At 68.9% G+C, this 18644-nt stretch carries 18 protein-coding genes, 1 tRNA gene and 1 pseudogene; 14 read left to right on the top strand and 6 right to left on the bottom strand.

Annotated features, from left to right (window positions below; all coding sequences use genetic code 11):
- The first annotated feature begins 224 nt into the window (after nt 1-224).
- From AC4D16_RS08595 to AC4D16_RS08625, 7 genes are all read left to right on the top strand, one after another.
- Complete coding sequence (locus tag AC4D16_RS08595; protein WP_490947822.1) at nt 225-647, top strand: DUF2243 domain-containing protein; 423 nt, start codon at nt 225-227, stop codon at nt 645-647.
- Complete coding sequence (locus AC4D16_RS08600; RefSeq protein ID WP_490954621.1) at nt 634-1476, top strand: cytochrome c oxidase assembly protein; 843 nt, start codon at nt 634-636, stop codon at nt 1474-1476. The genes AC4D16_RS08595 and AC4D16_RS08600 overlap by 14 nt, the downstream gene beginning before the upstream one ends.
- A gap of 62 nt (nt 1477-1538) precedes the next feature.
- Nucleotides 1539-2222, top strand: a complete 684-nt coding sequence (locus AC4D16_RS08605) for a hypothetical protein (RefSeq protein ID WP_490954622.1) — start codon at nt 1539-1541, stop codon at nt 2220-2222.
- 150 nt (nt 2223-2372) lie between these two features.
- On the top strand, nt 2373-2795 hold the full coding sequence (locus AC4D16_RS08610; protein WP_490947819.1) for a type 2 periplasmic-binding domain-containing protein: 423 nt from the start codon (nt 2373-2375) through the stop codon (nt 2793-2795).
- A gap of 72 nt (nt 2796-2867) precedes the next feature.
- Nucleotides 2868-3149 carry a hypothetical protein gene (locus AC4D16_RS08615; RefSeq protein ID WP_490954623.1) on the top strand — a complete coding sequence of 94 codons (282 nt, stop codon included), beginning with the start codon at nt 2868-2870 and terminating at the stop codon, nt 3147-3149.
- A 57-nt stretch (nt 3150-3206) separates the two neighbouring features.
- Nucleotides 3207-3680: a DUF5684 domain-containing protein gene (locus tag AC4D16_RS08620; RefSeq protein ID WP_490954624.1), complete on the top strand. Its 474-nt coding sequence runs from the start codon at nt 3207-3209 to the stop codon at nt 3678-3680.
- A 185-nt stretch (nt 3681-3865) separates the two neighbouring features.
- Nucleotides 3866-4762 (top strand): GNAT family N-acetyltransferase, encoded by an 897-nt coding sequence (locus tag AC4D16_RS08625; RefSeq protein WP_490954625.1) that lies wholly within the window; start codon nt 3866-3868, stop codon nt 4760-4762.
- A 408-nt stretch (nt 4763-5170) separates the two neighbouring features.
- Here AC4D16_RS08625 and AC4D16_RS08630 read toward each other — a convergent pair whose 3' ends face one another.
- Together AC4D16_RS08630 and AC4D16_RS08635 are read right to left on the bottom strand one after the other, a co-directional pair.
- Nucleotides 5171-5551, bottom strand: coding sequence for a hypothetical protein (locus AC4D16_RS08630; protein ID WP_490947815.1), 381 nt, complete (start codon nt 5549-5551; stop codon nt 5171-5173).
- A gap of 150 nt (nt 5552-5701) precedes the next feature.
- Nucleotides 5702-5777: transfer RNA gene (locus AC4D16_RS08635), tRNA-Ala, on the bottom strand.
- A 113-nt stretch (nt 5778-5890) separates the two neighbouring features.
- Here AC4D16_RS08635 and AC4D16_RS08640 point away from each other — a divergent pair.
- The 3 genes from AC4D16_RS08640 (at nt 5891) to AC4D16_RS08650 (ending at nt 11066) form a co-directional block, all read left to right on the top strand.
- The gene (locus AC4D16_RS08640; protein ID WP_490954626.1) at nt 5891-7525 is read left to right on the top strand and encodes a DHA2 family efflux MFS transporter permease subunit; all 1635 of its coding nucleotides are present in this window, start codon (nt 5891-5893) and stop codon (nt 7523-7525) included.
- 95 nt (nt 7526-7620) lie between these two features.
- Nucleotides 7621-9090: a S10 family peptidase gene (locus AC4D16_RS08645; RefSeq protein WP_490954627.1), complete on the top strand. Its 1470-nt coding sequence runs from the start codon at nt 7621-7623 to the stop codon at nt 9088-9090.
- Nucleotides 9091-9296: 206 nt separating this feature from the next.
- Nucleotides 9297-11066, top strand: coding sequence for a glycoside hydrolase family 15 protein (locus AC4D16_RS08650; protein ID WP_490954628.1), 1770 nt, complete (start codon nt 9297-9299; stop codon nt 11064-11066).
- A gap of 36 nt (nt 11067-11102) precedes the next feature.
- Here AC4D16_RS08650 and AC4D16_RS08655 read toward each other — a convergent pair whose 3' ends face one another.
- A complete protein-coding gene (locus tag AC4D16_RS08655) occupies nt 11103-11603 on the bottom strand; it encodes a DUF456 domain-containing protein (RefSeq protein WP_490947811.1) in 501 nt (166 codons plus the stop codon).
- 167 nt (nt 11604-11770) lie between these two features.
- Between AC4D16_RS08655 and AC4D16_RS08660 the strand changes: the two genes are divergently transcribed.
- Entirely contained in the window at nt 11771-12889 is a 1119-nt protein-coding gene (locus AC4D16_RS08660; RefSeq protein WP_490954629.1) for a YrzE family protein, read from the top strand.
- Between the two features lie 88 nt (nt 12890-12977).
- Here AC4D16_RS08660 and AC4D16_RS08665 read toward each other — a convergent pair whose 3' ends face one another.
- From AC4D16_RS08665 to cynS, 3 genes are all read right to left on the bottom strand, one after another.
- Complete coding sequence (locus AC4D16_RS08665; RefSeq protein ID WP_490947809.1) at nt 12978-13895, bottom strand: SDR family oxidoreductase; 918 nt, start codon at nt 13893-13895, stop codon at nt 12978-12980.
- Between the two features lie 411 nt (nt 13896-14306).
- Nucleotides 14307-15167, bottom strand: coding sequence for a formate/nitrite transporter family protein (locus tag AC4D16_RS08670; RefSeq protein WP_490954630.1), 861 nt, complete (start codon nt 15165-15167; stop codon nt 14307-14309).
- 25 nt (nt 15168-15192) lie between these two features.
- On the bottom strand, nt 15193-15642 hold the full coding sequence (cynS, locus tag AC4D16_RS08675; protein WP_490954631.1) for a cyanase: 450 nt from the start codon (nt 15640-15642) through the stop codon (nt 15193-15195).
- 201 nt (nt 15643-15843) lie between these two features.
- On the opposite strand from cynS, the gene AC4D16_RS08680 reads away from it, so the two are divergent.
- From AC4D16_RS08680 to AC4D16_RS08690, 3 genes and pseudogenes are all read left to right on the top strand, one after another.
- Nucleotides 15844-16692 carry a helix-turn-helix domain-containing protein gene (locus tag AC4D16_RS08680; protein ID WP_490954632.1) on the top strand — a complete coding sequence of 283 codons (849 nt, stop codon included), beginning with the start codon at nt 15844-15846 and terminating at the stop codon, nt 16690-16692.
- Between the two features lie 203 nt (nt 16693-16895).
- The gene (locus tag AC4D16_RS08685) at nt 16896-18257 is read left to right on the top strand and encodes an MFS transporter (RefSeq protein ID WP_490954692.1); all 1362 of its coding nucleotides are present in this window, start codon (nt 16896-16898) and stop codon (nt 18255-18257) included.
- Between the two features lie 181 nt (nt 18258-18438).
- A pseudogene (locus AC4D16_RS08690) lies at nt 18439-18644 on the top strand (small multidrug efflux protein); the annotation flags it as partial.

Raw genomic sequence — 18644 nt, forward strand, 5'->3', positions numbered from 1 at the left:
CGCCGGGCTGCGCAAGCCCCCTGACGGACGCACGTGTGCGATGGACGCGATCCGCCGGCCCTGCAACGCTGATCGGTAGACCATGCCGAGCAGGCTGACCGACGTCCCAGGGGGCCACCATCACGTCATCCTCCCGTTCGTCGGGCGCGCGGCCCGGCGACTCCCGGCCGGGCCCCGGCCTGTCCTCCCCGCAGGAGGCAACGCGGCGCAACGTCCTCGTCGGCGTGCTCTTCGGCCTCGGGATCGTCGCCTTCGTGGACGAGACCGTGTTCCATCAGCTCCTCCACTGGCACCACTTCTACGACCGGTCCACGCCGGCCGCGGGGCTCGTGTCCGACGGCGTCTTCCACGCCTTCAGCTGGTTCGCCACGGTGGCGTCCCTCTTCCTGTTCGCCGACCTGCGACGCCGCGGCATCCTGCACCTGCGTACCTGGGCTGCGGGCATCCTCCTCGGCGTCGGCGCATTCCAGCTGTACGACGGCCTGGTGCAGCACAAGGCGCTCGGCCTCCATCAAGTGCGGTACGGCGTGGACCTGCTGCCGTACGACCTCGTGTGGAACCTCTCCGCGTTGGTGATCCTCGGCGCCGGCGCCCTGATGCTCCTCGGGCTCCGACGCACGGCGAGGTCCACCCGTGGCGGTGCCTGACCCGCACGGGCATCCGCTGCCGCCGGGGCCCGGCGCCGGGCTGCCCGGGGAGGCCACCGTCGTCGTCCTCTGGATGGCGCTCTGGGTCGCGCTGGCGGTCCTCTACCTGCTCGCCGGCAGGGGTGCCGCCCTGCGGGGGCGCGGCAGCTGGCCGCCCGGGAGGACGGCGTCGTGGCTCGCAGGCGTGGGCCTCGGCGTCGCCGTCACCACCGGCCCCGTGGCGAACCACGCCGCCGGCTCGCTCACCACGCACACCGCCGTGCACGTCGTGCTCGCGATGATCGCCCCGGTGCTGCTGGTGCTCGGCGCGCCCGTCACGCTGATCCTCCGTGCAGTGCCGGCGCATGCCGGACGGCGGATCAGCAGGATCGCGCGGTCCCTACCGGTCAGGGCCATGACGCATCCCGTGACCGCCGCCGTGCTGACCACCGGGCCCATGGCCGCGCTCTACTGGGACGGCTCGGGCCTCGCGATGCTGCACCGCCCGGTGCTGGGACCGCTCCTGCACCTGCATTTCCTGGCGTCCGGCGCCCTGTTCGCCTACGCCGTCGTCGGCCCCGATCCGAACCCGCACCGCGCAGCACCCTGGCTGCGCTGCGCGGTGGTGGTCGCATCCATCGCGGCGCACGGCGTGGTCGCGAAGCATCTCTACGGCGTGGCGGAGCGGCCGGGGCTCCCCGCCGACACGGAGCAGGCTGCGCAGCTCATGTACTACGGGGGCGACGCCGCGCACGCACTGTTGCTCGTGGTGCTCTGCGCGCAGGTGTACCGGCGGACGGGGCGCCGGCTCCAGCCGGCAGTGGTCGCTTCTCCCCAGCGCCTGGCCTGACCATCGGGCTGTGTTGTTAGCCTTGCCGGAGTCACGGACCGACATCCACCCGAAGGACCTCCATGCCCTGCCCCCTGACCGTCGCCGGTCTCGCTCTCGCCACCCTCCTCGCCCTGACCGCCTGCTCCACGCCCTCGGAGGAGGCACATGCGAGCCGGACCTACTCGTCGGAGGAGCTGTCCGGGTTCCTCGGGGAGGTCACGGACGCGGACGGGGAGACGCTGAGGGTGATTCCCACCGCCGATCTCGCGGAGGGCATGGCGCAGTCCAAGGCGTTCCTCGAAGGCGTGACGATCACTCCCGAGGAGTGCAGCGTCTACGTGTCCAACAGCTTCGACGTCCCTGAGGACGCGGGGTACGCCACCGGGGTCTCGGGCGCGGAGGGCGACGCCGTCCAGACCCTCGTCTCGGTGGCCTCGTCCGACGACACCGCGTTCACCGAGGAGCGGCTCACCGCCAGCACGGAGGCGCTCGACACCTGTGCCACCTTCACACTGACGACCCAGGGCTTCGAGGTCACCCAGACCGTCGAGTCGCTCGACGCCGGCACCGACGCACAGGAGACGTACGGGACGGTGACCCGACAGACCTCGGGTGACGGCGGGGAGCAGCAGACCATGACCGTGATCGGCAGCAGCGGGTACCTCTCCGTCACCGCCGTCCGAACCGCGACGGGCGAGGTGCCCGAAGGGACGCAGGGCCAGCTGGAGGAGCTGATCAACTCCACCCTCGCGGCCGTCGGCTGACCACGACCGCCTACACCCGCGGGAGCCCGATGGCGTCAGCCACTTCGTCACGGCGCTGCCGGGTGGACAGAAGTAGGTCATTCCTCATATAACTAGTTTTGTGAACTATCAGCCGTGATACTTCGCGGACGGACAAAGGACGATGAGGACATGACGCAGACGCTCGACGCAGCCCAGCCCGCCACCGATGCTCCGCTCCACTGCGGCGACGCCATGGTCCTGCGCGAGACGTCCTACCGCGGGACGCCCTACGGCGTCATCGGTGAATCTGCACGGCCCGCCGACATCGAACTCGTCTGGGCCTGTGCCTGCGGCTTCCAGCTGGCCCACGAGGAACCCGCCTACCTGGCCCTCGCCCTCTCCCCGTACCTGCGGAAGGTGGCGGCGGCGGCAGCGGACGTCGAGTCCACCCGGTGGCACCTCGACCAGGTGACGGAGGAGCTCGAGACCGCGGTGGCCGACGCCGTGGAATCCGGAGTGGCGATCGACGTCATCGCGGACGCCGCGGACCTCGAAGCCAGGGAGACCCATCAGCTCGTCCCAGGCGGAAGCGAACTCATCGACGTCGGATAGGCCGACGAACGGCCCGATGCGGACCTCCGAGTGGATAATGGAGGTGCACACCATGCTCCTGAGGAGGGCCGCATGAGCTCGAACGACCAACCGGGCACCATCGACACCGTCGACTTCACCCCCTGGCCCCGTCCTGTGCCCACGCACGTGCTCAGCGGGATCAAGAAGCTGTTGCTCGTGCTGACCATCCTCGTGGGAGTGCATCAACTCCTGCCGTCGACGACGATCGGATCGTCCCTGAGCAGCACGTTCACCCTGCTGGTGGTGCTGTCCTGGCTCGGCCCTCTGGCACGGATCCTCGCGGCGAAGCCCTGGGAGCGGAAGAGCGGCGGGGAACCGGCGAAGGACGCGTAGCCGCAGGTTATCCGCAGCACGTCACGGATTCATTAACTTCCACATACTGTTCGCTTCATGACCCTTTCTCTCGCCCTCTCGGGCGCTCTTCCCCTGATGACCACCTCGACCACCAACGACGCCGCAGCGGCTGCGGGTGCGGCAATCGGCGGACTCATCAGCGCGGTGTTCGGGATCCTGATCCTCGGCCTGGCCCTGATGGGCATTTTCAAGAAGGCCGGGCGGCCCGCGTGGGCGGCCTTCGTCCCGGTCTACAACATCGTCGTCCTCCTGCAGATCTGCGGGCTCTCGCCGTGGCTCGTCCTTCTGGCCTTCATCCCCGTCGTGCAGATCGTCCTCATCGTCCTGATCGCCATCAACCTGGCGAAGGTCTTCGGTAAGGGTGTCGTGACAGCTGTCCTCATCTTCTTCTTCGCGGTGATCATGTACTTCGTCCTCTCGTACGGCTCAGCGCGCTACCTCGGCACCGAGGCAGCCCGCCTCCCGCTCGGCCAGGCTCCCAACGCCCAGATGAGCAGCTACCAGGCCTGAGCGACGCTTGACCACTGATTGGTAGATCGACCGGATGCAACAGAGCGCGGCACCTCTCGTAGGGGCCGCGCTCTTCTGCTCTCGGTACTGTTCTGCTGATCGCCCGCGATCGGCGGCACAGGATCGCTCCGCCGTATCGATTCCGCCGCGTCAGCTAGGCCCGGCGCGGTCCGTCAAGGAGGAAGGTGAAGGCTGTGGGCATCGTCCTTCGAACACCGAGCATCGACGAGCTCGGCCAGATCGGCCGTGTGGTGGGGTCACGGCACCACGACGGCGGGGCGCTGCAGCTACATCCCGGCGATTTCGGCTGGTACTCCCTGAGGGGGCCGGTCGCCACCGCCGCCGCCATGCGCGTGTGGTCCCAGGACGGATCGCTCCTGACTGTCGCTCTCCTCGACGGTGCCGACCTGCTGCGATTCGCCGTCGACCCGACGCGGTGCCGTGATGACGCTCTCGCCGCTCGCGTCGCCGCCGACGTGGATGACCCTTCGGCCGGCGTCCTCCAAGCAGAAGCGGCAACCATCGAGGCACGTGGTGCAGCCGCTCTGACGAATCACCTCGCACGGAACGGTTGGTCCGACGACGAACCGTGGACACCGCTTCATCACGATTTCTCACCAGAGCCCGACGCCTCGGCCCTTCGGACCGAGATCCTCGAACCAGCGCAGACCGCTGAGTGGGTGGCTGTCCACTGGTCCGCCTTCCGAAGCACACCGATCTCCGACGAGGACCGACAACGCTTCGTGCAGGGGTGGCGTCTGGCGACGATGAGCCCCTTCGTCCGCGGCGCGCGCATCCTGGCCCTCCGGTGCAGTGAAGGGCCAGCCGTGGCGGTCGCGGCGGTGTGGTCCGCCGACGAGGGACGTCCCGGGCTCATCGAACCGCTGGCGGTGCACCAGGACCACCGTGGTCGCGGGCACGGCACGGAGATCACACGAGCAGCAGTGGACGCACTTCGTCGGATGGGCTCCTCGAGCGCCGTCGTCTGCGCGGAGGCATCCAACACAGCTGCTGTCGCAACCTACCTGGCGGCGGGCTTCGTGGCGCACGCAGACGTCACCGACTGGAGGCGTGCCGGCTGACGCCTTCGCGTTGCCCCGTCCGTGGGGCGAGGAAGGACCACTCACGAGGTGGTGGCAAGCCGTTTCGTGAACATCAAGGTCGCGCTGTTGTCCAGCACCACACTCTCGCCTGCCCGCACTGCGCGGTTCGCGTACATCAGGCCTTGACCATCCGGGACGTACCCGCGGCCTACATATAGTCGGTGAGCCGCACCGTAATCGGCATACAGTCCCACCCCCAATCCGATCACAGGTGAGCGTTGCCCTGCGACGTGCTCGAGGTGATCGAGCAGACACGTTGCGATTCCCGCTCTGCGTTGGTGCGGGAGCACGTTGAGGTCGGAGACCTCGGGCATGCCCTGATCGGCTTCTCGAGGTTGCTCGCGGCGCAGGCCTGTCGCAGGATGACCGGATTGCTTGCCGCTGTCATCACCCGATCGTCACCTGTGCGGCGATGAACCGCGTGAGCGCGACGATGTGCAGGTACCCGTAGAAGACGGACGGGCCGATGCTGAGAGTCACGAAAGCCAGGTTCGACGGCCAGACCCACCAGCTCGTGGAGCGACGGTCGAGGAAGAAGCTGAGGCAGGCGAAGAGCGTCAGCCAGGGCAGCGCCATGATGGTTGCGCCGACGAGGAACTCGAGGATAGGGCCGCCCGCCGGGCGATGGCCGAGCAGTGAGAGGTTGAAGCAGGCCAACGGCAGCCATGACCCTACGGCGATGATCTGGAGCACACGTCGAAGAACGCCGCTGTCCGGTCGGGCGGACAGGTCGGACCTTCTCATGGTCCTGACCTCGAGCTGTGTCATGGTGTCCCCCGTCGTCGTGCCTCGCACCCTACGCCGTCGTCGTCCTGGGAACTACGGTCCGTCGACCCGCTAGGCTCCGAGCGGCGTCAGCAGGCCCACATGCGAAAAGCGCGGTTCCTCGATGAGGAACCGCGCTCTTCACGCATCCGATGGTGGAGCTTGGGGGAATCGAACCCCCGACCTTTTCATTGCGAACGAAACGCTCTACCAACTGAGCTAAAGCCCCGAACACCACTTCTGAACACCAACACTGTACCCAGAAGGACGTCCGACACCCAAAGCCGCGGGGTGCGGGGATCGGTCCGCGGACTGTCAGGCACCGGGCGTAGTCTTCGACCCATGCCCAGCAACTCCCCCGCGCGGACCCCCGCACCCCAGGTCCCGGACGTCCGGCCATGGCCCGCCCTGTGGTCGCTCGTCATCGGCTTCTTCATGATCCTCGTCGACTCCACCATCGTCTCGGTGGCGACGCCGGCCATCATGGCGGGGCTCGACGCCGGGATCGACAGCGTCATCTGGGTCACCAGCGCGTACCTCCTGGCCTACGCCGTGCCGCTGCTCGTGACCGGCCGGCTCGGGGACCGTTTCGGCCCCAAGCGGATCTACCTTGTGGGGCTCGTGGTGTTCACCCTCGCCAGCGCGTGGTGCGGTTTGTCCGGGACCGTCGAGGCGCTCATCATCGCCCGCGTGCTGCAGGGGTTCGGGGCGGCCCTCATGACGCCCCAGACGATGTCCGTCATCACGCGCATCTTCCCGCCGGAGCGCCGCGGCGCAGCCATGGGACTGTGGGGATCGGTCGCGGGCATCGCGACGCTCGTCGGGCCGATCGTCGGCGGGCTGATCGTGGACTCCGCCGGCTGGGAGTGGATCTTCTTCATCAACGTACCCATCGGCGTGATCGGCTTCATCCTCGCCTCGCGTCTCGTCCCCACCCTGCCGACGACGTCGCACCGCTTCGACATGATCGGCGTCTTCCTCAGTGCGGCGGGCTTGTTCTGTCTCGTCTTCGGCATCCAGGAGGGCGAGAGCTACGACTGGGGCACCATCGCCGGGCCCATCTCCGTCTGGCTGCTGATCATCACGGGCATCGTGCTGCTCGTCGCGTTCGTGCTGTGGCAGCGGGTCAACCGGGGCGAGCCGCTCGTGCCGTTGAGCCTGTTCAGGGACCGCAACTTCTCCCTCGGTAACACGGCGATCACCTCCATGGGCTTCGCCATCACCACCATGACGCTGCCCCTCATGCTGTGGGCGCAGACGGTCCGCGGCCTCTCCCCCACGCAGGCCGCACTCCTCCTCACGCCGATGGCCATCATCTCCGGTGTGCTGGCACCGTTCGTCGGGAAGTACGTGCAGCGCAGCAATCCCAAGTACATGGCGATCGCCGCGTTCGCCGGACTGTCGATCGCGCTGTTCTGGATGGGCTCGATCCTGACAGCTGACGTGCCCATCTGGATGGTGCTGCTGCCCGTCGCGCTCATCGGGCTGGCGAGCGCCGGCATCTGGGCGCCCGTCTCCCTCACCGCCACGCGGAACCTCGCGCCGTCCCTCGCAGGTGCGGGTTCCGGCGTGTACAACACCACCCGGCAGATGGGCGCCGTGCTGGGGAGCGCCGCCATCGGGGCGATGATGCAATCCAGGCTCCTGGCGAACATCGGTGGCGACGGCGTCAGCGCCACCCCCGGCGCCGCACTGCCGGAGGAGGCGAAGGCGGGGTACGCCCTGGCGATGGGGCAGTCGCTCTACCTACCCGCCGTCGTCATCGTCATCGGTTTCCTCGCGGCTCTGTTCTTCGCGAAGCCCCAGCAGACCACCGCATGGGCGAGCGATGCCGGAGCGGCGGTGCCCAACGCCGAAACGCCGGCGTCCTCGAACGACACACCCGAACCGACCCAGGACACACCCGCCGGGCCCTCCGGAACGTCCTCGGAGAGGTCACGCTCCGGAGAGCGGGAGACGGCGCCCCACCCCCGGTGAGCCACCGTCGGCGACACCGACATCGTCGAAGACATCCCCGTTGACATCGCCGGTGACACTGCGTCCGTTGCCTCGGGCACCGGTAGCATGGCCCCATGGCTGACGAGGCGCAGGACACATTCAAGGATCAGGCAGGCGCTGACGCCAAGGAGGTGTCCGACGACTTCGCGGTGAAGGAGCACGTCTCGCCGTCGGGCCTGAAGTACACCACCACGACAGGCCGCCTCGTGCTGCGCCGGGAGGAGACGAAGGACGGCAGGGCCGATGGCTTCAAGCCCAAGGCCGAGATCTTCATCGTCGCGTACACGAAGCAGGACGCCGAGCCGGGCCGTCCCGTGACCTTCGCGTTCAACGGCGGTCCCGGGTCCGCGTCCGTCTGGCTGCACCTTGGTTTGCTCGGCCCGCGGCTCGTGAACTCGGGCGACGTCGGTGCGATGACCCCCGCGCCGTTCGGCCTCGTCGACAGCCCCGACTCCCTGCTGGAGTCCAGCGACCTCGTGATGATCGACCCCGTCGACACCGGTTTCTCCCGCGTGGTGAAGGGCGAGAAGGCGGACGAGTTCCACGCCTTCGTGGAGGACCGCGATCTCGTGGCGGAAGTCATCCGGCTCTGGACCACCCGCAACAACCGGTGGCTCTCGCCCAAGTACCTCGTGGGCGAGTCCTACGGCACGCTCCGGGCGGTCGCCGTCGCCGGCCGCCTCTTCGACGCCTACGGCATGGCCGTCAACGGGCTCGGCCTCATCTCCACCGTGCTCAACATGTCCACGCTGCGCTTCTTCCCCGGCAGCGACCTCCCCTACGCGCTGCATCTGCCCACCTACGCCGCCATCGCGCACTACCACGGGCGCCACGGCGACCGCGCACTGTCGGACGTCGTCCGGGAGGCCGAGGAGTACGCGGCCCGCGACTTCGGGTACGCCCTGACGCAGGGCACCCGCCTCACGGCGGAGGAGCAGGACGACGTCGTCGCGCGCCTGCACGCGATCACCACGCTGGACGAGGCGTTCATCCGCCGTACCAATTTCCGCTGGGCCTACCACGAGTTCGCGGCCGAGATCCTGCGCTCCGAGGGTCTGGCGGTCGGTCGGATCGACGGCCGGTTCTCCGCGAGGCCGGAGAGCCTGCAGGCCTCGGACGCCTTCGACGACCCCAGCATCCGCGCGATCACCGGGCCGTACTCGGCGGCGATCAACCACTACGTCCGCGCCGAACTGGGCTACGAGAACGACCTCCCCTACGAGATCCTGACCGCGCGGGTGCACCCCTGGAGCTACCGCACGTTCGAGGGTGCGCCGGTGGACGTCTCGGGCGTGCTGGAGCGGTTGCTCGTCCACAACCCGAACCTCCGCGTGCACGTCGACTACGGCTATCACGACGGCGCCACACCCCACTTCGCGGCGGAGTACGTGTGGGCGCACATGAACCTCGACGAGCACGCCCGGGCCCGCTTCACGCACCACTATCACGAGGCCGGGCACATGATGTATCTGAATCCGGTAGCACGGGACACCCAGCTCCGCGCGCTGCGGGCGTTCGTCACGCACGAACCATCCGCCGGTTGATCATCAGTACCATGAGGAGCACGGCGCATCCCGTCGTCGACCCCGCCAACCAAGGAGCCCGCCGTGCTGAAGAGAATCCTCATCGCCCTCGTACCCGTCATCGCCACCCGCATCATGAACAAGCGCCGTGACGGCCAGCAGCCCCGGGCCGACAAGCAGCGCTACAACGGCAACTGACGTCCGCGCACGGCATGGACGGTCCGGCCATGGCTCGGCGTGACGAGGACGGCTTCGCCGACATCCGCTCGTACGCGGCCATCGGTGACGGCCGGACCGTGGCCCTCGTGGCGCTCGACGGCTCGATCGACTGGTATCCGACGCCGGACCTCGACTCCACGCCGGCGTTCGCGCGGCTGCTCGATGCCGACGAAGGCTTCATGGCTCTGGCGCCGACCACGGACTTCAGCGTGGAACGGCGCTACGTGGAGGGCACGAACGTCCTCGAGTCCGTCTACACCACGGCCACCGGCACCGCGCGGGTCACGGACTCGCTGAACACCGGTGTTGCCGGGCGGCTGCCGTGGGGCGAGTTGGCCCGCCGCGTCGACGGCCTGACCGGCGCCGTGGACATGGCGTGGTCCATCACGCCCGGCACCTGCTTCGGCTCCGCCTCCCCATGGCTCGACGGCGACGCCGACCACCCGGTCCTCAGGATCGACGCCGTGGGGCTCAGTATCCGCGGTATCGACCACGGACCCAAGGTGGCGGAGGGAAGACAGGTGGAGGGGGCCTTCACCACGTCAGAGGGCTCGCGGCACCTGGTCGCCGTCGTCTCGACGCATGCGGAACCCCTCCCCCAGCCCGATCCGGCGACGATCGACGCCGGGGTGGACCGCACCATCCGCAACTGGCAGGCGTGGTCCGACGAGCTCGCGTACGACGGCGACTACAGGCCGGAGGTCCTCCGCAGCGCCCTGGCGCTCAAGCTCCTCCTGCACAGCCCTTCCGGCTCCATCGCCGCAGCAGCCACGACCTCCCTCCCGGAGAGCGCGGCCGGTGGCAAGAACTGGGACTACCGCTACGCCTGGGCGCGGGACACCGCGTACACGCTCCACTCGCTGACCCGCGCGGGTCTCCGGGAGGAGGTGCATGCCGCCGTCTCCTGGATGCTCAAGAACCTCCGTTCGCAGGGCTCCGACCTGCAGGTGTTCACCCGGCTCAACGGCGAGACCCCCGATGGCACGAGCCGCCCCGACCTCACGGGCTGGAGGAAGATCGGCCCCGTGGTGGACGGTAACCCGGCCGCCGGGCAGCTGCAGCTCGGTGTCTTCGGCGACGTGTTCGACATCGTGTGGCAGTACGTCCAGGCCGGGCACCTGCTGGACCCGGCCACCATGCGCCAGCTCGCCGATCTCGCCGACCTCACGTGCGACATCTGGCGCCGACGCGACGCCGGCATGTGGGAACTGCCCGAGGAACGCCACTACGTCACCTCGAAGCTCGGCTGCTGGAACGCGCTGCGGTGCGCCGTGATGCTCGCCGAGCACGGACAACTGCAGGGCCCGGTGGAGCGGTGGGCCGCCGAGCGCGACAGCATCGAGGCCTGGGTGCACGAGCACGGCTGGTCGGAGGAACGCCAGAGTTACATCTGGTACCCGGGCTCCCCGGAACTGGACGCCTCGATCCTGCTGCACGCCATGAGTGGCTTCGACACCGGCCCCCGCATGTCCTCGACCCTCGACGCGTTGCGAGACGAACTCGGCGCAGGGCCGCTGCTCTACCGCTACAGCGGCATGCAGCACGAGGAGGCCACGTTCGTGGCCTGCGCCTACTGGATGGTGTCGGCACTCGTCGCCGTCGGCCGCCGCGACGAGGCCGTGGACCTGATGGACCAGCTGCTGCCGCTCGCCAACGACGTCGGCATCATGTCGGAGATGATCGAACCGTCGGACAACTCGTTCATGGGCAACATCCCCCAGGGGCTGAGCCACCTCGCACTGATCGTCGCCGCGCTGTCGATCTCCGGGCGCTCCTGACCGGACGTCCGCCCGGCAGGCCACCTGTCAGCGCGGTCAGGCGGTCGCGAAGTAGACGTACACGCCGATGACCCACGTGGTCCCGGCCAGGCACGCGAGGCCCAGTTCGGCGAGGATGCCGAGCCCGGTGGCCTTCAGCGCGTGCAGGCTCGAGGTGAGGGCGGCCCGGCCGTCACGCTGGCGCGAGTACTCGCTCGCGAACAGCCCGAGGGCGAACCCGACGAAGAGGCCCACCACGGGGATCACGAACATGCCGAGGATCCCGGCCAGCACGCCGACGGTGACGGACCGGCCGGGGATCTGACGTTGCTTGAGGGTGCGGCCGGTCAGGACGATCCCCGCGGCCAGTCCGGCTCCGGCGAGGACGGTCCCGATCGCGAAGACCACCCACCCCTCGGTGCTCGCGACCGTCAGTGCCCAGGCCAGCAGCGAGACGATGATCAGGATGCTGCCCGGCAGCACCGGGATCACCACGCCCGCGATACCCACGGCGATCAACGCTCCGCACACCACCGTCATGAACACCTGGAGATCCATGGCTCCAGTCTTGCACCCGGAGGCACCGCCGCCCTGCATGCCCACTGCGCCGTCGTCCTGCGAGAGCGCGGTGCGGCTTACGGACCGGGGCGGGGTCCCGCGTGGAATACTGGGGCGGATAGTAAGCCACCTTAGCGAGCCTGAGGGCCCCGAGATCAGGAGGACCCATGAGCACACCAGTATCAGGCGGCGCCGACGGCGCTCGCCGCGACGACTCCACGGACGGCACCCGCCGCGAGGACGCCCAGAACCCCACCGAGGTCATCGACACCGGACGGTCGGGGGCGGGGGCGAGCAGCGCCGGGCGCGCGGACTCCGGTCCGGGCACCGGGAGCGGTCCACGGGACGACGACGGCGGCAGCACCTACGTGCCCGGCGCGTACTCGGCGGACGAGGACACGAGCGGCGACTACGTACCGGGCATGTACTCGGGCGGTTCGGACGCCGGCGACTCCTCCAGGACCGACGCCCCGACCTCCGCCGGCGCGGGCCCAGATTCAACCCCGACCCGGCGGCAGGACCCCACGCCGGTCTCGGCGACCCGACAGCACGAGCCCGCCACGCAGGCCCACACCAAGGCGGTGCCGGTGAGCGCCACGAAACATGCGGACGACGACGACCGCGACCGCACGCGGGAGCACCGCCTGCCGCGCGGTGCGGCCACGGGATCCGCCGACGTCGACACCCGACCCCGCTCCGGCGTGCCGACCCTCGATGACCGGAAGCTGCTGCACCAGCGCGAGAAGGAACACTTCGGCGGCATGAAGTTCGGCGCCGGGTTCTTCGGCTGGCTCACGGCCACCGGCCTCTTCGTCCTGCTCTCGGCACTGGTCGGGGGCATCGCTGCGCTCCTCGGTATCGGCGGCGACCTCTCGGCGACGAATCTCCAGAGCGGCTCGGCCGCTGCGCAGTCCACGGGTGTGACCGCCGCCGTCGTGCTGGGGGTCATCCTCCTCGTGGCCTACTTCGCGGGCGGATACGTGGCGGGCCGCATGGCCCGGTTCAGCGGCCTCAAGCAGGGTGTCGCCGTCTGGCTCTGGGCCGTGATCGTGGCCGTCGTGCTGGGGATCATCGGCCTGATCGTCGGCAACCAGAGCGCCGTGACGGATCGCTTCCAGGGTGTCGGCGTGCCGTCCACGCAGGATCTCGCGGGCCCCGGCCTGATCAGCCTGCTCGTCGTCGCCGCCATCGCGCTCCTGGGTGCGATCCTCGGCGGGCTCGCCGGCATGCGGTACCACCGGCGGGTCGACCGCACCGACTTCGACGCCCTCGAGGACGCCGCGTAAATCTGCAGGACCACCCAGGTCCTACACAGTGATGCCCCGGACTCCGAGAGGAATCCGGGGCATCTCTGTGTAGGAGGCGCCGGGTGGATCAGGGCGAGGGCATACCGCCGTTGACGTTGAGGGTCTCACCGAGCACGTAGCTGGATTCCGGCGAGGCCAGGAACACGTAGGCGGGAGCGAGCTCGGTGGGCTGACCGGCGCGGCCCAGCGGGGTGTCCTTGCCGAACTCCGGCAGGGCCTCGGCGGGCTGACCGCCGGAGGGCTGCAGCGGCGTCCAGATGGGCCCGGGCGCCACGGCGTTGACGCGGATGCCCTTCGGAGCCAGCTGCTGCGCCAGACCCTTCGTGAAGTTGTTGATCGCCGCCTTCGTGCTGGCATAGTCCACGAGCGTCGCGGAGGGCTGGTAGGCCTGGATCGACGTCGTGTTGATGATCGCCGAGCCGGGCTGGAGGTGCTTGAGCGCCTCCTTGGTCACCCGGAAGAACGAGTAGATGTTCGTCTTGTAGGTGTGGTCCAGCTGCTCGTCCGTGATGTCCTCGAGAGCTTCCACGGCAACCTGCTTGCCCGCGTTGTTCACGAGGATGTCGAGCCCGCCGAGCCCGTCCACCGCCTGCTGCACCAGCGAGACGCAGTACTCGGGGTCCTTGAGGTCACCCGGGATGCAGACCGCCGTGCGGCCCTCGGCCTCGATGAGCCCCTTGACCACCTGGGCGTCCTCTTCCTCCTCGGGGAGGTAGGAGAGGGCGACATCGGCACCCTCCCGCGCGTAGGCGATGGCGACGGCGGCACCGATGCCCGAATCGGATCCGGTGATCAGCGCCTTCCGGCCGACGAGCCTGCCCGTGCCGCGGTACGAGATCTCCCCGCGGTCCGCCTTCGGCTGCATGTCCGATTCCAGGCCCGGCTCGGGCACGTGCTCCGCCGGCGGCTCGATGCTCTCGAAACGGGTGACCGGGTTCTGGAAGGTGTACTGGTCGGTTGATCCTGCTGTGCTCTCGGAGGTCATGTCACTTCTCCCTGTGCGGTGTGCGTGTCCCGCGCCACGAGGGCGCTCCATGGGCTGTCGACTGGGCCGTGAAGCTAAGCCTGCTTACTACCCTAGGTGTGGAGCGGGTCGGGGACAACCGGAGACCTCGGCAGGACGGCGGTGGCGCTGAACCGGGTAGCGCGTTACGGGCGTTCCCGGCTCACCCAGCGTCCATCACGGGGAGCGAGCGAACGCAGCGTCAGAAGATGACCGAGAACAGGCCCGCACCCACACTGAGCACCAGGGCGATGATGACGAGCCAGACGACGGGGGTTTGGAGCTTGCGCATGCGGTCCATAGTGGAGCCAGTCTAGCCGCGGACGCACCGGCGGGCCGCTCCGGCATCCGGCCGCTGAAGGGCGACGGCCCGAGCGGCCGCCGCCCTCCCACTCATCGCCGCGCTGCCAGTTCGGCCGCGACCGGGGCGTCGGGCGCGTCGACCTTCGCCCCGCGAACAGGGCCCGTCCTGGCATGGGTGCCGAAGATGACGAAGCCCACGAAGGTCAGCCCGCCCACGAGGTTGCCGATCACGGTCGGAAGCTCGTTCCACAGCAGATAGTCCCCGATGGTGAAGTCGCCGCCGAGCATGAGCCCGATCGGGAACAGGAACATGTTCACGATGGAGTGCTCGAATCCCATGTAGAAGAAGAGCATGATGGGCATCCACATGGCGATGACCTTGCCGGGCAGGCTGTCCGACATCATGGCTCCCACCACACCCGTGGACACCATCCAGTTGCAGAGGACACCTCGCACGAAGAGGGTCAGCATGCCGGCCGCACCGTACTCGGCGTAACCGACCGTACGGCCCTCACCGATGGTGCCGATCGCCTGGCCCACCTCACTCGGCGGGGTCGAGAACCCGTAGGTGAAGACGATGGCCATGAGCACCGCCGTCGTCAGCGCCCCGGCGAAGTTCCCCAGGAACACGAGCCCCCAGTTCCGGAGCATCGCCCCCAGCGTGACGCCGGGCCGCTTGTCGAGCCAGGCGAGCGGTACCAGCGTGAAGACACCTGTGAGGAGGTCGAAGCCGAGCAGGTACAGCATGCAGAACCCGACGGGGAAGAGGACCGCCCTCAGGAGGGGCTGACCGGTCTGCACGCTGATCGTGACGGCGAAGGCCGCCGCCAGAGCCAGGATGGCTCCGGCCATGAAGCTCCGGATCAGAGTGTCGCGGGTGGACATCAGGGCTTTGGCCTGCCCCGCGTCGATCATGCGGACGGCGAAGTCTTTCGGGGCTACGTAGGACATGGGGGTGCTCCGTCTCGGGCTCGGTCTACCACTGGTACTTCAGGAACTTGCCGTCGATGATGACGCGCACGCGGTCACCGTCGGGATCTGCGCGCCGCTCGAGCTCGACGTTGCAGTTGATCGCACTCATGATGCCGTCGCCGAACTCCTCGTGGATGGCCTCCTTGAGAGCCGGGCCGTACACCGCGAGGAGCTCGTAGAAGCGGTAGATGGTGGGATCGGCCTTCAGCGAGTCGCTTCCCAGGCGGTAGGGCTGGCGCTGGAGGGCCAGCACGGTGTCGTCGTCGAGCCCCAGGAGCGTGCCCACCTCCGCCGCGGGCCCGGCGGGCACAGGGTGGGAGCCGAGCAGCGCGGCGATGGTCCACAGGAGCGGGCGGTCGATGTGTTCGGCGACTGCCGCCCAGGTCGTGCCGGTGCGTTGCACCGCTCCGCGCACCGCGTGCGTCGCGGCGTCACGGGGGTCGTTCCACGTCATGATTCCTCCAGATGGGACGGGAGGCCGGGTGCCTCCTGACGGGATCCAGCCCACCAGCGGCGCGGGGCACACGACTAGGCCTTCCGCGCAGAGCACCCTGCAGAACACGCAGGCGGCCGGCAAATTAATGCTCGTGAAACACGCCGGCAACGCGGCGGGAAACACCCCGCGGATACCGTGGACCCCACGACGGGAGGACCCATGACCGCGTTGACTCGTCCTGGTGGGATCCATGGCCCGAACGGCTCGTCCGTGGATGCCGCGCTGCTGGCGGAGATCATCTCCGCCGCCTCCATCCCCCTCTGGGCCATCGGCCCCCAGGGGCGGGTGGTGCTGGCCAATACCGCAGCCATCTCCTTCCTCGGGTACCGCAGCGGCGTGGACGTGGTCGGCGGCCCGAGTCACGACCTGCTGCACAGGATCCGCCCGGACGGCTCGCACTACTCCTCCCACGACTGCCCGATCGTCCGCTCGCACGGTTCGACCGGCGTACCGACCGCCGCCTCCGAGTGGTTCCTCACCCGTCATGGGGATCTGCGACCCGTCTCCTGGTCCGCCCGGCCGATCGGGCGCTCCGGGATGACCCTGCTGCAGTTCCGCCCGGCGCCGCCCGCCGTCGGACGCGCGGGCGTCGTCACGCCGGTGCGTCGCCCGATCACGTCCTCCAACTCCGCGCACAGCCGCACCACCGTTCGGGAGAACGTCTCCACGATCATGCGGGCACGCTTCCGCGACCCCATGTTCTCCCTCGCGGAGTTGTCCGCCGAGACCCACCTGTCGATCCGCTCTTTGCAAGCCCTCTTCCAGGGCGTGGGCCGCCCGCCCGGAGCCGAGATCCGGCGGCTCCGCCTGGAGCATGCCTACTCCCTGCTGCAGGCCGGACACGGCGTCCGTTCCGCCTGCCACGAGAGCGGCCACCTGGACCCCGACTCCTTCAGCCGGGCGTTCCGACGCCATTTCGGGGTGCCTCCGAGCCGCGTCCAGCCGACGACGACGCCCGCGCACAGTGACGAGGAGGACCGGTGTCCGCTGCCACCCGCAGGAGCGTGACAGCGGTCCTTCAGCCGCCGGCCTCCCCTGGGTAAACTGGCCGCATGACCCGGGACGAGGCGGATCCTGCGCGTGCCGACCGCGCCGCGACGACCGGCGAGGCTCCCCGTGCGCGTGAGGCAGCGCCGTCGTCATCATCATCTGACCCACCCGCCGGCGTCGATCTGTCCGTGCGCAGCGCGGAGGAGCGCCGCCGGACGTTCATGGGCATCCTCGTCAACACGGGCGTCGCGAACATCACCACGAGCTACCTGTGGTTCGCCCTGACCTTCTGGGCCTACCTGCAGACCCGCAGCGTGATCGCCACCGGCGTGATCGGTGGCGCTTACATGCTGCTGATCGCGCTCTCGAGCATCAGCTTCGGCACTTTCGTGGACCGCTACCGGAAGCTCTCGGTGATGCGCTTCGCGGGGGCGTTCACGCTGCTCATGTTCGTGCTGGCCGGCGCGCTCTTCCTCGTGATCCCGACGGACGCCATGCTGGACCTCCGCCAGCCCTGGTTCTGGCTCTTCACGGTGATCATCCTGATCGGTGCGGTGGTCGAGAACATGCGCAACATCGCGCTCTCCACGACCGTCACCATCCTCATCGAGCCCGATCGTCGGGCGAACGCCAATGGGCTGGTCGGCATGGTGCAGGGCATCATGTTCATCATCACGTCGGTGCTCTCGGGGCTGTCCGTGGGCTTCCTGGGAATGGGCGGCACCATCGTCGTCGCCCTCGTCCTCACCGCCCTGGCGCTCGCCCACCTGCTCACGCTGCGCATGCCCGAAGAGGTGCACGCTGCGGCGTCGGACGCCCAGGGCGGTTTCGACCTCCGCGGCTCCTACCTCGCCGTCCTCGCGGTGCCGGGCCTGTTCGCCCTGGTCCTGTTCTCCACGTTCAACAATTTCGTGGGCGGCGTCTACATGGCCCTGATGGATCCCTACGGCCTGGAGATGTTCTCCGTGGAGATGTGGGGCGCGGTCTTCGCGTTCGGCGCCACCGGGTTCCTCGTGGGTGGCGCCCTGATCGGTAAGTTCGGGCTCGGCAGGAACCCGCTGCGCACCATGCTCCTCGCGGTGGTAGCCATGGGACTCATCGGGGCGCTGTTCACGGTGCGCGAGTGGGCGTGGCTGTACGTGCTCGGGATCTGGCTCTACCTCGTGCTCGTACCGTTCATCGAGGCCGCCGAGCAGACGGTCATCCAGCGCGTGGTGCCGCTGAACCGGCAGGGGCGGGTGTTCGGGTTCGCCATGGCGTTCGAGTCCGCCGCCGCCCCGCTCACGGCGTTCGTCGTCGCGCCCCTCGCGGAGTTCCTGATCATCCCGTACGCGCGCTCCGCGGAGGGCGCCGAGCGGCTGGCCCCGCTCCTGGGCGAGGGCACGTCGCGCGGGATCGCCCTCGTGTTCCTCGTTGCGGGCATCGTGATCATCGTCGCAGCGGTGCTCGCCTTCCTGACCCCCGTGTACAAGCGGATCTCGGCGTCCTACCTCGACGCGGCGGCAGCGGAGGAAGCACCCACCGAGGACGTCGACGGCGCGGTGCGGGTGGAGCAGGGCTCCACGCCCGACGGCGGCAGATAGGCGCCGGCGCACCCTCCGGGAGCTGGTGTCCGACACCACATCCACCCCGGCTTGACCCTGTTCCTTGCACATGGTTTCAACTGGTCCCGTACCAGAACAGAGCCGCTCCGCAGCTGACACCGACTCGCATCGAATGCGACGATCTGCAGCCCCGGGCGGCCCCGGAACCGAGGAGAACACAGTGGACAATCCGTATGAGGGAGTGCGCGAGTTCGTGCAGCAACTCCCCGAGATCGTGCAACCGGTGGGCGTCGCCCTCGCCGGCACCATTCCGTACATCGAGGGCGAGGGAGCAGCAGGCATCGGCATCCTCCTCGGGATCAACCCGATCGTCGCGGCTCTCGCGGCGATGATCGGCAACTTCCTGAGCGTCCTCGCCGTCGTCAC

It is taken from the genome of Arthrobacter sp. TJ-236 (genome assembly GCF_058269235.1).

Coding starts and splice junctions, on each gene's coding strand:
- AC4D16_RS08640 (WP_490954626.1), top strand. CDS start 5,891: ATGCCCAGCAACTCCCCCGCGCGGACCCCCGCACCCCAGGTCCCGGAC.
- AC4D16_RS08620 (WP_490954624.1), top strand. CDS start 3,207: ATGACCCTTTCTCTCGCCCTCTCGGGCGCTCTTCCCCTGATGACCACC.
- cynS (WP_490954631.1), bottom strand. CDS start 15,642: ATGACGTGGAACGACCCCCGTGACGCCGCGACGCACGCGGTGCGCGGA.
- AC4D16_RS08610 (WP_490947819.1), top strand. CDS start 2,373: ATGACGCAGACGCTCGACGCAGCCCAGCCCGCCACCGATGCTCCGCTC.
- AC4D16_RS08650 (WP_490954628.1), top strand. CDS start 9,297: ATGGCTCGGCGTGACGAGGACGGCTTCGCCGACATCCGCTCGTACGCG.
- AC4D16_RS08630 (WP_490947815.1), bottom strand. CDS start 5,551: ATGACACAGCTCGAGGTCAGGACCATGAGAAGGTCCGACCTGTCCGCC.
- AC4D16_RS08605 (WP_490954622.1), top strand. CDS start 1,539: ATGCCCTGCCCCCTGACCGTCGCCGGTCTCGCTCTCGCCACCCTCCTC.
- AC4D16_RS08670 (WP_490954630.1), bottom strand. CDS start 15,167: ATGTCCTACGTAGCCCCGAAAGACTTCGCCGTCCGCATGATCGACGCG.
- AC4D16_RS08645 (WP_490954627.1), top strand. CDS start 7,621: ATGGCTGACGAGGCGCAGGACACATTCAAGGATCAGGCAGGCGCTGAC.
- AC4D16_RS08660 (WP_490954629.1), top strand. CDS start 11,771: ATGAGCACACCAGTATCAGGCGGCGCCGACGGCGCTCGCCGCGACGAC.
- AC4D16_RS08680 (WP_490954632.1), top strand. CDS start 15,844: ATGACCGCGTTGACTCGTCCTGGTGGGATCCATGGCCCGAACGGCTCG.
- AC4D16_RS08685 (WP_490954692.1), top strand. CDS start 16,896: ATGGGCATCCTCGTCAACACGGGCGTCGCGAACATCACCACGAGCTAC.
- AC4D16_RS08655 (WP_490947811.1), bottom strand. CDS start 11,603: ATGGATCTCCAGGTGTTCATGACGGTGGTGTGCGGAGCGTTGATCGCC.
- AC4D16_RS08615 (WP_490954623.1), top strand. CDS start 2,868: ATGAGCTCGAACGACCAACCGGGCACCATCGACACCGTCGACTTCACC.
- AC4D16_RS08665 (WP_490947809.1), bottom strand. CDS start 13,895: ATGACCTCCGAGAGCACAGCAGGATCAACCGACCAGTACACCTTCCAG.